Genomic DNA, 12,765 nt, shown 5'->3' on the forward strand with positions numbered 1-12,765 from the left:
TTTTAAGAATCCGTTATCCAAACGGAATCTCCAATTTTGGTTGTTAAACAGAATTGCAATTCTGTTTCGGAAACTCGGGAAACCTTTGATTTTCTGATTCTTTTTCCAATCCTGAAAACGACTAATGGCTANTTTCCTCGCTTCTTGAATAAGNGTCGAAGGCAACTCAAAATGAGCCAATCGTTTATCGATATCCGATTTCGTTAGCTTTTCATTTTCTTTTTTCAGTTGAATGGCTTGGTTGCAAGCTTCTGAAAAACATTGTTGCATCGTTTCGTACATTACCATTTTTATTTTTGCAGGCTCAAACAAAGGTATTTTAATTGTAATCGTCGGCATGGAATTCACCTCTTTTCCATGAATATTTTACCAAAAGGGAACGTACGTTTCAACACTTTTAGAAAACAAGCAAGAAGGCGATTCATCCCCTCCCTACTCGATCCGCTCCTTGAGGAAGGAGTCTTCTCGCCAGAAATGATAAATATTGCTACATCCCTTCCAACTACATCAAAGCTTACTTTTAAAATATAAACTTATTTGTTTGAAAAATCCAACTACACCACAGCGATTCACTATCGATTACAATAGAAGGAGCAACCTCTACGGAAGGAAAGACAGAAATTGAAAAAGTTTGTTACACATCCAGTAGGATTCATCGCAACCGTTCTTATGATCACCCTATTATGGGGAAGCCCTGCTCCTCTCATCAAACTCAGCTACCAATGGTTATCGATTGATACACATAACTATAGCACCTTGCTTGTCTTTGCTGGTTATCGGTTTTTGCTGTCTGCACTTATCCTTTATGCCATTCTTCGATTCACGTCGAAAAAACGAATATTTCATCGAGCTGCTTTTCGTTCCTTAAGCAAAGTGGGCTTTGTTCAAAACTTCTTACAATATATCTTTTTCTATATTGGTGTAAGTCTCGCTTCTAGTATGGTAACCGTGATCCTCACAGGTACTGCATCCCTTTTTCAGATTTTGATCGCCCACTTCATCGATGACCATGATCGTCTAACTACCCGAAAAATAACGGGGGTGGCACTTGGATTTCTAGGGATTTTCGCTGTGAGCTATCATTCGATTGCTACAGGTATCGGATTTGGACTAGGCGAAATACTCTTGATCCTTTCCAACTTAGCCGCCGCCGCAGGGAACTTGATGGCCCGCCATGAATCCACTCGATTTGATACAGGTGTAATAACGTTCTACCAATTGTTTATCGGGTCGCTTTGTCTGATCGCAGCAGGTATTTGGCGTGCTGGTATCCTTCCATTTCAATTTGATCTTGTCTCTGGCATCACCTTTGTCTATCTCGCATTGGTAGCCTTGATCGGTACTTTTTTTTGGAACACTTTGCTTCGTTATCATGCTGTTAGCAAAGTTTCCGTCTTCCTCTTTCTCATCCCGGTATTTGGTGTGTTTTATTCCGCCATTTTGCTGTCTGAGAAGTTAAGTCTCTTCACTTTTGTCGGGCTGATCCTTGTTTGTCTCGGCATTGTAGTCGTCAATATGCGCAAGAAAGAGACGAAAAAGGAAGTAGTACCAGATATAGCAAATTAATGATTCATAGGATTCAGAAAATCCAATTAGACACAGACATCTATAAAGCTCTTGATTATATGTATAAAAGGAAAATTCACCAAATAATAAAGATACCATTGACCAGTCGCCTGTATATGTCCACTACAAACATCCGACCAAGCAATACAGGAAATACCCATCGATTGGAACAGCCCTTGTGACTTCAGGGCTGTTTTTGCTGTCTTATGAAAAGTCCATTTGTTAAACATTTCGCATTATCACTCAAATCAGTTGGCAAGATGGTGCAAACCGTATTATAATAAAATTAGCAATTGTGATCCACCAACTAGCTCCTAGGAGGAGTCATGCAGAAGAAGTTCGGACCTTGGACCGCTTACGCGGCAGGCGTCATCACCGGCGTCATCATCATGTCGGGGCTCGGAATCTGGAATCTCATCCAGATCGGTCTCGCCATCGCCCTGAGCGTCTACACGGCGAAGAAGTACCGTGCCTTCGAGGCGGCGAAGCACAAGACCATCTGGCGTCTCGTGATCTCGATCATCCTGCTCGTCCTCGGCTACTTCTCCGCCCCGTTCCCGATCGGTCTGCTCGTCCTCGTCGTCTGGAAGACGCCGAAGGCTCAGACCGGCGCGCAGCAGGCCCCGCAGATGTGGGTGAGCCTCAACGGACAGTCCAAGCTGTACGTGCCGGGTCAGCCCGTTCCGGCCGGCGCCCAGCTGTGGGTGCAGGACCAGAACGGCTTCCGCCCGTACATGCCGCCGACCGCTCCGCCGGCCCCGGCCACCGCTCCCACGGCGGCAACGGCCCCGGCGCAGCAGCAGCAGCAGCAGCCGGTCAACGTGCAGAAGACCATCAACCCCTGACCCTCCACACCTAGGAGATGTGGATCACGCCGACCTACGCAGCAACATCGCGTAGGCCGGCAGTGATGTTTACAATGAATCAACCCATAGATAAAACAACTCCCTCATCAAGAAGGAGTTGTTTTCGTTTTACTCGGTTTATCTATTTGTTCCACCCTTCTCTTTCCGTCAACAATGTAATATGAGCTACGTGGTGTTCGCTATGCCATGCATATAAAGCTGTTGCCATATCCAAAGACATCGCTCCTAGATCTGGATGGATAAATGTTTTGTTCCAATCTTCCTCAGAAAAAGAGCGTAATAGGGTCGTCCAACGTTGGTGCAATCCATCTAGTATAGCTAGGGAACTACCAATAGGAGCATGTTTTGCATCTGTAAGATCTGCCCATTTTTGCTCATCATAAGGTCGAATGGTCGGAGATAGCTCTGTTAAAGCAAGACGAAATCTCGTATAGCTATTGAGATGACTATCTGCTAGATGATGAACCACTTGCCGAACTGTCCAGCCTCCTTCTCGATAAGGGGTATCAAGCATTTCATCTGTTAACCCCTCTACTGCTGAGCGGAGGGACAATGGTAGTTGTTCGAGTGTCTGTATAAATTGCTCACGAAGTTCATCTGTAAAAACTGCTGGTTTTTGGAATTTACCAATCGGATATCGTAAATCTATCATTTTTTCACCTCAACTTATGTGCTCTTCCAACTCTACCGATTGGGCTAATAACTCTGCGATATCATAGGTTTGCACTTGGTCTTCTACTTCTTTTGCTTTGGTACCATCTGATAACATCGTGAGGCAGTAGGGGCAGGCACTGCTGATGACTGTAGGCGAAACTTCGAGTGCTTGCTCGGTACGTGCTAGATTTACCCGCTTTCCTTCTGTTTCTTCTAGCCACATCATCCCCCCACCAGCACCACAGCACATCGCATTTTCTCGGTTTCGAGTCATCTCGACCAGTTCTACTCCGGGGATCTGACGCAAAATATACCTCGGTGCTTCATACTCGTCATTATACCTGCCTAAATAGCATGAATCATGATACGTAATTCGCTCGTTGATCGTCTTACTAGGCACAATTTTCTTGTCTTTCACTAACTGTGCCAATAGTTGCGTGTGGTGAATGACTTCCCCATCCCACCCGAGATCCCGATATTCATGTTTAAACAAATTAAATGCATGCGGGTCCATTGTGATGATTTTTTTCACACCATGCTTGTTAAACTTGGCGATATTCGCTTCTGCTTGTTGTTGAAATAGAAACTCATTGCCCAGACGGCGGGGAGTGTCTCCAGAATTTTTTTCCTGATTACCAAGGATTGCGAAGGAAATACCTGCATGGGTTAACAATTTTACAAAAGCCTCAGTTACGCGTTTGGTTCTCAAATCGTACGAACCCATCGAGCCAACAAAGAAGAGATAATCAAAGGTAGGATTTTCTTTCACCGTAGGTACGGGTACTTTGCTTTCTTCAATCCAATTGGCTCGTTCCTTTTTGCTCAATCCCCATGGATTGCCCTGCCGTTCGATATTATTCAACGTTCTTGATGCTTCTGGTCGAATACTTCCTTCTGTGAGTACCAAATATCTGCGCATATCAATAATCTTATCGACATGTTCATTCATAACGGGACAGGCATCTTCGCAATTTCGGCAGGTAGTACATGCCCAGAGCTCTTGTGGAGTGATCACATCTCCAATCAAAGATTGCTCTGTGCTTTGGTTCGTTGCTGCTGCCTCTGTCGCAAAAGCAAAGGAAGGCATCCATGGTGTGCTAGAAGTAATTGCTGCTCCTTTGGCAGTTAAATGGTTACGCATTTTGACGATCAAATCCATCGGGGACAGCATCTTGCCAGTACCTGATGCAGGACAAACTGATGTACAGCGGCCGCACTCCACACAAGCGTACAAATCGATCAATTGTTTTTGGGCAAAATCTTCGATTTTTCCAGCACCAAATGTTTCTGCTGACTCATCCTCAAAATCGATCAAGGACAACTGGGCACGTTTGCGGCGTAAGAAAATATTAAGTGGAGCTACCAACAGATGGAAGTGCTTGGACTGTGGAACATAAAGTAAAAAACTAAACAGAATAAGAGCATGCATCCACCAACCAATATAAAAGAAAACGGCGCCAACGGCTGGAGACATCCAACTGACAAAAAAGAAAGCGATTGCAGAAGACAGTGGAGTAGTCCATGTCAAACTTTCTTCCAGCCATACTTTTTCAAAAGCAGCAGACCAAATAATAGAGAAGAGGAGAGAGGTTAAAAAGATAATGACCAATCCGGAACGAAACCCTCTTTTGAGCCTTGATAATTTCTCCACATAACGACGATAATAAGCATATCCTGTAGCGAGAAACACCAATAAGACGGTTACTTCCTCCAACCATTGAAAAGCTGGATAAAAAGGAATCGGCAAGTGATGTCCTGGGAAGAGACCTTTGATGAACAAATCGATTGCCCCAAATTGGATGAGAATAAATCCATAAAACATGATGACATGCATCCAGCCACTCTTCTTATCCTTCAGCAACTTCTTTTGGCCAAAAATATAACCCCAACTATCAGCAAAATTCCATTCCCATTCGACTTTTTTACCCAATAGTACATATCGATAACGAGCATGTACAATTCTTCCAAATAAGAAAAGAGAAGCCGCTGTCAACAACACAAACAAACCGAGGTTAATCCAGTATAAGCTTTGCATTGGGGTTGCTCCTTTTCGTCGGATATTTACGGCAAGGGTTGGTCAAACCAACCCTTGCCGCCTAGCAAGCTCTTGCGTAAAATACGAGGCAACTTCTGGAGCGAGTGTTCCGGAACCAAACCCAGCATCATAACCAAGTTCTAAAGCAAGTTCATGATGAATACGAGGCCCGCCGCAAATCAAAAGAAATCGATCCCGCAAACCTTCTGCTTCCAGCAATTCTACTAGTTCTGTAAGGTTGGTAACATGAACTTCTTTTTGGGTTACCACTTGTGATACTAATAATACATCAGCATCGTACTCCATTGCTTTTTCGATCAGATCTTCATTTTCGATCTGACTACCGAGATTATAAGCATCGATCTCTGGGTAACGCTCTAAACCATACTCTCCATGATACCCTTTCATGTTCATAATCGCATCAATACCAACGGTATGTGCATCTGTTCCTGTACATGCACCCAGAACAACAAGTTTGCGTTTAAAATGAGTACGAATAAAGTCATTAATTTCTTCAAAACTCAACTTAGAGGATTCTACTTTGGGCACATGAATCTTTGTGAAGTCCACAGTATGCGTACAACTAGCATATAAAATAAAATAGGTATACCCTTCTCCTAGGTCTTTCATATGATAAACAAGAGGTTCGACGAGTCCCATTTTTCCCACTAATTGTTTTGCTGCTTCTCTTGCTTCTTCACCATATGGAAGAGGGAGCGAGAAACTAAGTTGCACTGCTCCATCATCCAACGTATCTCCATAAGGACGGATCTTAGAACAATCGCGGCTCATCGATTCTTCCCCCTTAGTGGCAAAGCGAAACGCTCCCGAAGTCCACTTTCAAAAGGATTCCAATAATCGGCAGAGCGGATAATGACCCCTGTCAAACCTTTCCCTCCTGTTATGGAACGTTTGACATCTGCAAATACTCCTTCTTCTAGTGCAGAAAATAACGATTTTTGCTTTACTTCTTTCAACAGCAATACTGCTTTTCGAAGGACGAGATTTGCACGACGTTGAATCCTTCCATCTGGTTGAAACAAGATTTCTTCTCCTAAATGTCTAGCATTTTGAAAAATATACTGTGCATTTTCAATAGATAACTGCCGATCATGAATATGAGGAGTATGCATCGCTTCTGTCATCATACCTAATAATTGGATTCCTTGCCCAGTGAGAATACTAACCAAATTAAACATCGCATCTTGAACATGACCTCGAAAAATATTGCCTGTCATGTGTTTCGTGGGAGGCATGTATTTGAGAGGGGCATCTGGAAAAATCTCTCTGGCCATCTGCGCTTGTGCAATCTCCAATAATAACCCGTCTTCCAGTTCGGGATTGATTTCAAAAGCATGACCAAGTCCCATTTGAGTCTCTGGGAGACCTGCAAGAAGAGCAAATTGTTCGTTAATAAACTGGGAAGCTAATACCGTATGAGCAGCGTCCACTGCATCTGCGGTAGTCAAATAATTGTCTTCTCCTGTATTGATGATAATGCCGGCATAACTGTTGATCATCCGAGAAAAAGCTTGGTCAATCAAGGTACGCTGCATATTGATATCACGGAACAAAATCCCGTATAAAGCGTCATTTAACATCACATCCAATCGTTCCATCGCACCCATCGCAGCTATTTCGGGCATACATAAGCCTGAACAATAGTTGCACAACCGAATATAACGACCTACTTCTCTGCCGACTTCATCCAATGCTTTGCGCATGATTCGAAAATTTTCTTGTGTTGCAAAGGTTCCTCCATATCCTTCCTGTGTCGCACCATAGGGGACATAATCGAGCAAGCTTTGACCTGTACTGCGAATAACAGCGATGATATCCGCACCTTGACGTGCAGCGGATTTTGCTTGCGTTACATCCTCATAAATATCTCCTGTAGCTACAATCAAATAGAGATAAGGTCTTCTTCCTTCTCCTAACTCTCCGATCATTGCTTCCCTTTGATTGCGGTTGGCTTTGATCTTATCCAGCATTTCATCCTGTAGTCGTTCTCCTGCCTTATATATCACCTCTTCAGAAGTAACGGCTAATTCGGTGAGACTTAGCTCCTCATTTACAACCAATTCCGCAATCACTTGTGGTGATTTTCCGGTCTGAACTACTGCATTACAAAGCCAAAATGCCGCTCCACGATCTAGTACTCCAGCTTCCATAAGCCCATCCACGACAAGATTGGGTAATGGAACAGAATGGTGAATACCATCAATCCCAAACAATCGTAAAACCGTTCGTTCGATGGCAACCGTCGTCCGAGTAGAAATATATTGATCTACCTGTTTGGCAATTTCTTGTGCCGTAGTCCGTGCTTCCTTTACCAAATATGGGTCCAAATTTAATTTCCCAGACATTGCTACACCCCATCATCTGGATTTTTTTCAAATACCCAAACGGGAGCCTCACCTGCGGCTTCTCCAATTGCCCCTTTCAATCGATCCGCATCAAATTTTTTCCCTTCTGGATTAGTAGGATTAATCGCTACCCCCATCATGCGTATGGGGTGGATCACTTCTACTTGCCCTCCTTGGCGGAGAAATGTTCTTAGGATATAGTCAGCAGCGAAAAGATGGGTACAATCTGAGAGAATAAGTGTTGGATAACAAGCATGATCGATAAAAAAATGAAGCATTTTATTGGTTAATGCACCTGGTATCCCAAGTACATCCCAATCTCGTATTCCACTGCCAGAAGAAAACAGAGAGGAAAAGGGGAAGCGGTTTTTCTTCCCCTTGCGTATCCCCCACATCTGTCTTTCTTGTGTAGCACGTTGAAACATCCCGATTTTCTCCCGTTCCACACAAACAGGCAGTTTTACTTGATATAACCAATGGTTAGCCTTACGAATAATTTCACTTTCTGTTCGTCCTGCTGCCCCGCCAACCACCAATATCATCCCATCGGTCAGCGCAGGTCTTGCAAATGTCTTTCGATCATATGCTCCATCTACCAAAGTAAGCAGTTGTTTTTCACGAAATAGACGTAATACTCGTTCTAAATCACCTAAATGACTCATCCCAGCAAGCTTCACTGGTATCGATCGAGTAGTATGTGCCAAGACTAATTCGCCCATGAGGGAGTAAGATCCAAGCCCTTTCACATCATCCCAACATCCTTCTTCCCATTGAATCAAACTCCGAGTGGTTGCTATCCAGCTCCCTTCTGGTACAAGTACAGCAGGTTTTGGTCTCCCGCTCCATGCATCTCTGGATTCGCCATCAATCCCAACACTGACGAATCCCAACTGTCTGGTTTTCCCTACAGATCGACTAATTTGATTGATCAACGTTGTCTTCCCGACATTTTTGGCGATTCCTACGACCGCCAAGGAACCAAGGTGATCCAAGGTAATGGGGATCATGGTTGTGTGATACGTCTCTGCTCTCGGATCAATTTTTTGGGTTCGAGATTTGGTCGAGCATTCCCCATCAGACCTGCAACCCCTTCTGAAGGTTTAGCTGCTTGACAAAAAGAACAAGTCGTCACATCATGCTCCTGGTAGTTATCTGGTTCTGGATAACTGGTGATCACGCCTTCGAAATTTCGTAAGATAGTCTTTTGCGAACTTTGGGAAATCAAATAATTAGGCCCTACTGGTATTTTTCCGCCTCCGCTTGGTGCGTCTACTACAAAAGTAGGTACTGAGATTTTTATATGAAGTATATAATATCCATTTATAACAAAGGATTTTATTGATTCACTCAACATTCTATGCAGTATACCTATAAAAAATAAATTTTCGTAATTGTTATAATTTATATATAAATTATAACAAAAAAAAAAGTAGCAAAAGGGTTCCCTTTTAAGCCACTCCAGACTGTTGTTTGTTGTATAAATTTATAAAAGCTTTCGCCATCAATTTCATATCAGGATGATTTAATTCTATTACTGTACTTGGAGGTCTTTGTAGTCGCTTTTCGTTATCCTCCTTTGTCAAAGTGTTATTTAAGGTATTAGGATTCAAGGTATTATTCGTATTCATAAACATATTATTTATCCCCTCTCTTTACATCTTTGCACTTCGTAACGTGTCAGGAAGATATTTCAGACACTAATATGTTTATGTGAGATTAAGGGAATTACGACAAAAAGAAATGGGCCAGAAGGGGAACTCTCTATAGGGTAGCATAGCATTCTGTGATTTTGGGGACACAGCAAATAACGACGCGTTAAACAGATTGCTTTTTTGATAAAAAGCACTTCTTCATTTTGTTAGGTAATCGCACCATATTGTCGGAATATGATTCATTTAATGAAAATGAAAAATTTATACTAATAGAAAAACTATCGAGTAACCAAACCATATAATAGAAAACCAACCGATCTCTATTTTAAATCGGTTCGTTTCTTTGCACAGGAAAAGCTTGATTATATTTCTTAAGTCTCTGTTACAGCTAGTTTCGCGAATAAACTTCAAACGATTTATCTACCTGCATATCCTGAATAAAATTGAATGAGGGCCAAGTTCATGATTCATTAAAAATAAATTACGCTTCCATTGTATTAAATTTAAAGGAAGAAATACCAGGTTCTACATTGAAAGAATAGTGAGGTTGTCCTCCTACATAATAATTCTTATATTTTTTGTCAAAATAAAGATAAATTGTTACATCTTCCACTTTAATTGATCTGGTCTTATTATCCCAGCCTATTTTGCTCAGATCGTCTCGATTTCCACATACCCGTTTATGTGATCCTTTCCCGTCTGGCTTTGAATACAAAGTTACACAGTTGGCACTACCACCAGCAAAAGTAGCACTTGGTGCAATTAATATATAGACAAGGGAAAATGCCATCAACAGAATAAAACCTTTTCTCATAATAGAACTCCTTTATTGAATATTCCTTTTTCACCTAAGAATACCATAAATGGAGTAAAAATAAGGTTTTATTATAGAAATACAAATAATATTCAAATTTTTAATCCAAAAAATAGTGGAAATATTTGTGTAGTTTTCATTTTCGCACTGTGATACGCTTTCAAATAGAGGTGGTTTTTGGAAATCAAACTATCATAATATAGGAAGTAAATTTGGAACTATACTCGAAACATCCTTTCAACACTTATCGTCCACCTACTTCATTCTAAGAGGTGAGAAGTATGATTGATCTAGGTGTGTCTATGTTTTGGGGAAGTGACAACAAGGACAAAGACGAAAAAGAAGAGAAAGAATCATATACAGGTCATTGTGCAGCGTGTGGAAAACTCTCCAACTTCGAGTGGAACGGCAATCGTTATCAGTGTACGAATTGGGGTTGCGGAGAAGAAGTAAGGTAGAAGTCTTACAGGGTAGAAGGCGTTCCGTCTTCTATCCTTATTTATAAGGAGATGATTTCTTTTGGATTGCTTCCAATCGGAACAAGCATTTATTATGGGCATGAAACCAGCTGTTATGACGAATGATAGGTACAAAATGATTCACTATCTGAAAGATAAATATCCATTCTTCACTCTTCAAAAACGACCTAATTGTAATGAATACATATTTTTTCAAGATAAATCAAAAAAGGAACATTTTTTAGATCAGATGGACAAAAAACCAAATCCACAGAACCCTGAACATATTCGAGCGTTAGGATTAATACTAGGGTTTCCTCCAAAAGCAGTTGATTATTTTGTAAGACTCCATTTTGCAACATCAGATAAACCTATCTTAGCTTCACAAAATGTAGGACTATACTATTGTGGAATACATTGCGCAAGCTCTGTTGATTCGCTATTAGATGATGTCCTTTGGTTGTGGGACAAGTACCCCTATCCAGAAATAGATACCCTACAAATTCGTTATCATCGTGGGAGCATAGAACAGTTATGTAAGCTGGATTATGAAAACGTGAAATCTTTGCAATTCTTTCAAAAGCTTTTGAAAATGACGATCGAACTTGAAAATCAACAGCTATACACGCCTGCACTCACTACTGGGTGAAACACGATGGTTGTTCCAATCAAGAGGAAGAAGTCAAATTGAACTAGAATCTCTTGTGAGAAAAGAGGGCACTAATAAAGCCCTCTATCCACTACAGTTGGTTAAAGATACTCTATTTCAATCTCAAAAGGATATAGCTTCCTAACTGGATTCCTTGTAGATAGCTTTAGAATATCTTTTGGAATGACTCTTTTATAGATGATTCGTCTAACAAAAGTCTTTAAGGCTTGATTCGCTGATTCTCTATTCAAGCTAGGAAGAGCGTCTATGACACTAATCGTACCTTTCACCTTAGCTTCCACTTCAAAGATTTTCGGTTTCCATATCTCTTGCAATAAAATCTCTCTTTCGTCCTCTAATGACTTTAAGGTGTTAGCGTATTCTTGTTTCTTTTCCTTTATCTGTTCCACACTGAATACACCAGTTAAAGCTAATTCTAGTAGCTTCTCATCTTGTAATTTGGTTTCTCTAATACGTTTCTCTACTGCCTTTAGACGACTTCTTAATTCTTCTTGATACATCTCACCTTCATCATCCTTTAACTCCCTTAAATAGGCTCCTAATTCTTCCTTATGTGTAAACAATTTGGCTATCACATCTTCTTCAACAAAGAGTAGCCTAATACCAGCATTATTACATTTACTACCATCATCTAGTAGATATTCGCACTTCTTAATCGTGTATCCAGTATTTGATTTATTGTCTTTTCTTATCGTCATCTTACGACCACATACACCACAATAAACTAAATCCTTTAGAGACGTGATACCACTCTTAGTTGCTGGCTTTTCTCTGGTGATCTGTGATTTATTAGCACGATTTTCTCTTTCCTGATTGGCTGAATCCCATTCCTTTTCTGGTATGATTGCTGGATGTGTCTCTTTCATTGTAATTGTCTCTAGGATTTCATACGTCCACTTTCCACCCTTTTTCACACGTTTCCTATCATGAAAGATTGTCCATCCTTTATAAACTGGATTTCTTATAATCCGTTTGATACTCGGTAAGTTCCAATGATTACTTCTAGCTGGCTTATATCCTTCTTCATTTAGAATATCCCTAATCTTGAAGCTTCCAAACCCTTGTGAATGCAACTTAAAAATGTAGCGAACTACTTCCGCTTCTTCTTCCTGTATTTCCAACTTTTTAGTGGATGGATTCCTCACATACCCAAAAGGAACATTTCCCGATATATGTAAACCAGCCTTAGCCATTTGTATTTTATTCAACTTGCTTCGTTTTCCGATCAGTGCATGTTCTTGTGATGACATCATGCTAGTAAAGCGATAAGTCAGTCTGTCATTTTCATTGTTGGCTAAATCGTAAACGTGGAAAGGTGTTAGAATTGGTTTATCGTAATCTACACAATGCTGCAATACCATTTCTGATATAAACCCATTACGTGATATACGTGATAATTCCACACAGAGAATAGCATCCCATTTTTCGATACTCTCTAGAAGCTTCTGCAATTGTGGACGTGCTTCTAATTCTGAATTACCTCCTGATAAAACTTCTTCAGAAAGAGTATAGGTGTATCCTTTATTTTTGCAGAACTCTAATAACAGTTGTCTGTGATTCGCCAGCGTTTCTACATTCTCTGATTTCTTCTCTTGACTGATACGCAGGTATATAGCAACGTGTTTCATGTCTTTGTCACTTACCATCGGTATATTCTCCTATTAGAATATTGAAAATATACAAA

The 12,765-nt window shown here is 41.0% G+C and carries 13 protein-coding genes; 4 read left to right on the top strand and 9 right to left on the bottom strand.

The genetic code is table 11. The annotated features are described in order from the left end of the window. Positions 1-621 precede the first annotated feature (621 nt). The gene (locus A3GQ_RS0117670) at positions 622-1,566 is read left to right on the top strand and encodes a DMT family transporter (protein ID WP_028778188.1); all 945 of its coding nucleotides are present in this window, start codon (positions 622-624) and stop codon (positions 1,564-1,566) included. Positions 1,567-1,892: 326 nt separating this feature from the next. Continuing rightward, on the top strand, positions 1,893-2,411 hold the full coding sequence (locus tag A3GQ_RS0117675) for a hypothetical protein (protein WP_028778189.1): 519 nt from the start codon (positions 1,893-1,895) through the stop codon (positions 2,409-2,411). Positions 2,412-2,553: 142 nt separating this feature from the next. Here A3GQ_RS0117675 and A3GQ_RS0117680 read toward each other — a convergent pair whose 3' ends face one another. The 8 genes from A3GQ_RS0117680 to A3GQ_RS0117715 all read right to left on the bottom strand — a co-directional run bounded on the left by A3GQ_RS0117680 (position 2,554) and on the right by A3GQ_RS0117715 (position 9,953). Beyond that, positions 2,554-3,084, bottom strand: a complete 531-nt coding sequence (locus A3GQ_RS0117680) for a YfiT family bacillithiol transferase (protein WP_028778190.1) — start codon at positions 3,082-3,084, stop codon at positions 2,554-2,556. Positions 3,085-3,093: 9 nt separating this feature from the next. Further along, positions 3,094-5,121: a heterodisulfide reductase-related iron-sulfur binding cluster gene (locus A3GQ_RS0117685; protein WP_028778191.1), complete on the bottom strand. Its 2,028-nt coding sequence runs from the start codon at positions 5,119-5,121 to the stop codon at positions 3,094-3,096. A gap of 42 nt (positions 5,122-5,163) precedes the next feature. Next, positions 5,164-5,913, bottom strand: a complete 750-nt coding sequence (gene kamE / locus A3GQ_RS0117690) for a lysine 5,6-aminomutase subunit beta (protein ID WP_028778192.1) — start codon at positions 5,911-5,913, stop codon at positions 5,164-5,166. Next, positions 5,910-7,487 carry a lysine 5,6-aminomutase subunit alpha gene (gene kamD, locus A3GQ_RS0117695; RefSeq protein WP_028778193.1) on the bottom strand — a complete coding sequence of 526 codons (1,578 nt, stop codon included), beginning with the start codon at positions 7,485-7,487 and terminating at the stop codon, positions 5,910-5,912. Before kamD ends, kamE begins: the two co-directional genes overlap by 4 nt. Before the next feature lie 2 nt (positions 7,488-7,489). Beyond that, positions 7,490-8,494, bottom strand: coding sequence for a lysine 5,6-aminomutase reactivase subunit KamB (gene kamB / locus A3GQ_RS0117700; RefSeq protein ID WP_028778194.1), 1,005 nt, complete (start codon positions 8,492-8,494; stop codon positions 7,490-7,492). Continuing rightward, positions 8,491-8,841 carry a hypothetical protein gene (locus tag A3GQ_RS0117705; RefSeq protein WP_028778195.1) on the bottom strand — a complete coding sequence of 117 codons (351 nt, stop codon included), beginning with the start codon at positions 8,839-8,841 and terminating at the stop codon, positions 8,491-8,493. The genes kamB and A3GQ_RS0117705 overlap by 4 nt, the downstream gene beginning before the upstream one ends. Positions 8,842-8,935: 94 nt before the next feature. Continuing rightward, positions 8,936-9,121, bottom strand: coding sequence for a hypothetical protein (locus A3GQ_RS0117710; protein WP_028778196.1), 186 nt, complete (start codon positions 9,119-9,121; stop codon positions 8,936-8,938). A 499-nt stretch (positions 9,122-9,620) separates the two neighbouring features. Continuing rightward, positions 9,621-9,953 (bottom strand): beta/gamma crystallin family protein, encoded by a 333-nt coding sequence (locus A3GQ_RS0117715; protein WP_028778197.1) that lies wholly within the window; start codon positions 9,951-9,953, stop codon positions 9,621-9,623. Between the two features lie 281 nt (positions 9,954-10,234). On the opposite strand from A3GQ_RS0117715, the gene A3GQ_RS27305 reads away from it, so the two are divergent. Both A3GQ_RS27305 and A3GQ_RS0117725 read left to right on the top strand, forming a co-directional pair. Continuing rightward, complete coding sequence (locus A3GQ_RS27305; RefSeq protein WP_156877800.1) at positions 10,235-10,411, top strand: hypothetical protein; 177 nt, start codon at positions 10,235-10,237, stop codon at positions 10,409-10,411. A 61-nt stretch (positions 10,412-10,472) separates the two neighbouring features. Continuing rightward, positions 10,473-11,060: a hypothetical protein gene (locus A3GQ_RS0117725; RefSeq protein ID WP_028778198.1), complete on the top strand. Its 588-nt coding sequence runs from the start codon at positions 10,473-10,475 to the stop codon at positions 11,058-11,060. A gap of 101 nt (positions 11,061-11,161) precedes the next feature. On the opposite strand, the gene A3GQ_RS0117730 is transcribed toward A3GQ_RS0117725, so the two are convergent. Continuing rightward, positions 11,162-12,727, bottom strand: coding sequence for a recombinase family protein (locus A3GQ_RS0117730; RefSeq protein WP_028778199.1), 1,566 nt, complete (start codon positions 12,725-12,727; stop codon positions 11,162-11,164). Positions 12,728-12,765 lie beyond the last annotated feature (38 nt).

Origin of the sequence: Shimazuella kribbensis DSM 45090 (assembly GCF_000428065.1) — a bacterium.
Lineage (GTDB): Bacteria > Bacillota > Bacilli > Thermoactinomycetales > Thermoactinomycetaceae > Shimazuella > Shimazuella kribbensis.

Coding starts and splice junctions, on each gene's coding strand:
- A3GQ_RS0117675 (WP_028778189.1), top strand. CDS start 1,893: ATGCAGAAGAAGTTCGGACCTTGGACCGCTTACGCGGCAGGCGTCATC.
- A3GQ_RS0117680 (WP_028778190.1), bottom strand. CDS start 3,084: ATGATAGATTTACGATATCCGATTGGTAAATTCCAAAAACCAGCAGTT.
- A3GQ_RS0117685 (WP_028778191.1), bottom strand. CDS start 5,121: ATGCAAAGCTTATACTGGATTAACCTCGGTTTGTTTGTGTTGTTGACA.
- kamE (WP_028778192.1), bottom strand. CDS start 5,913: ATGAGCCGCGATTGTTCTAAGATCCGTCCTTATGGAGATACGTTGGAT.
- kamD (WP_028778193.1), bottom strand. CDS start 7,487: ATGTCTGGGAAATTAAATTTGGACCCATATTTGGTAAAGGAAGCACGG.
- kamB (WP_028778194.1), bottom strand. CDS start 8,494: ATGATCCCCATTACCTTGGATCACCTTGGTTCCTTGGCGGTCGTAGGA.
- A3GQ_RS0117705 (WP_028778195.1), bottom strand. CDS start 8,841: ATGTTGAGTGAATCAATAAAATCCTTTGTTATAAATGGATATTATATA.
- A3GQ_RS0117710 (WP_028778196.1), bottom strand. CDS start 9,121: ATGTTTATGAATACGAATAATACCTTGAATCCTAATACCTTAAATAAC.
- A3GQ_RS0117715 (WP_028778197.1), bottom strand. CDS start 9,953: ATGAGAAAAGGTTTTATTCTGTTGATGGCATTTTCCCTTGTCTATATA.
- A3GQ_RS27305 (WP_156877800.1), top strand. CDS start 10,235: ATGATTGATCTAGGTGTGTCTATGTTTTGGGGAAGTGACAACAAGGAC.
- A3GQ_RS0117730 (WP_028778199.1), bottom strand. CDS start 12,727: ATGGTAAGTGACAAAGACATGAAACACGTTGCTATATACCTGCGTATC.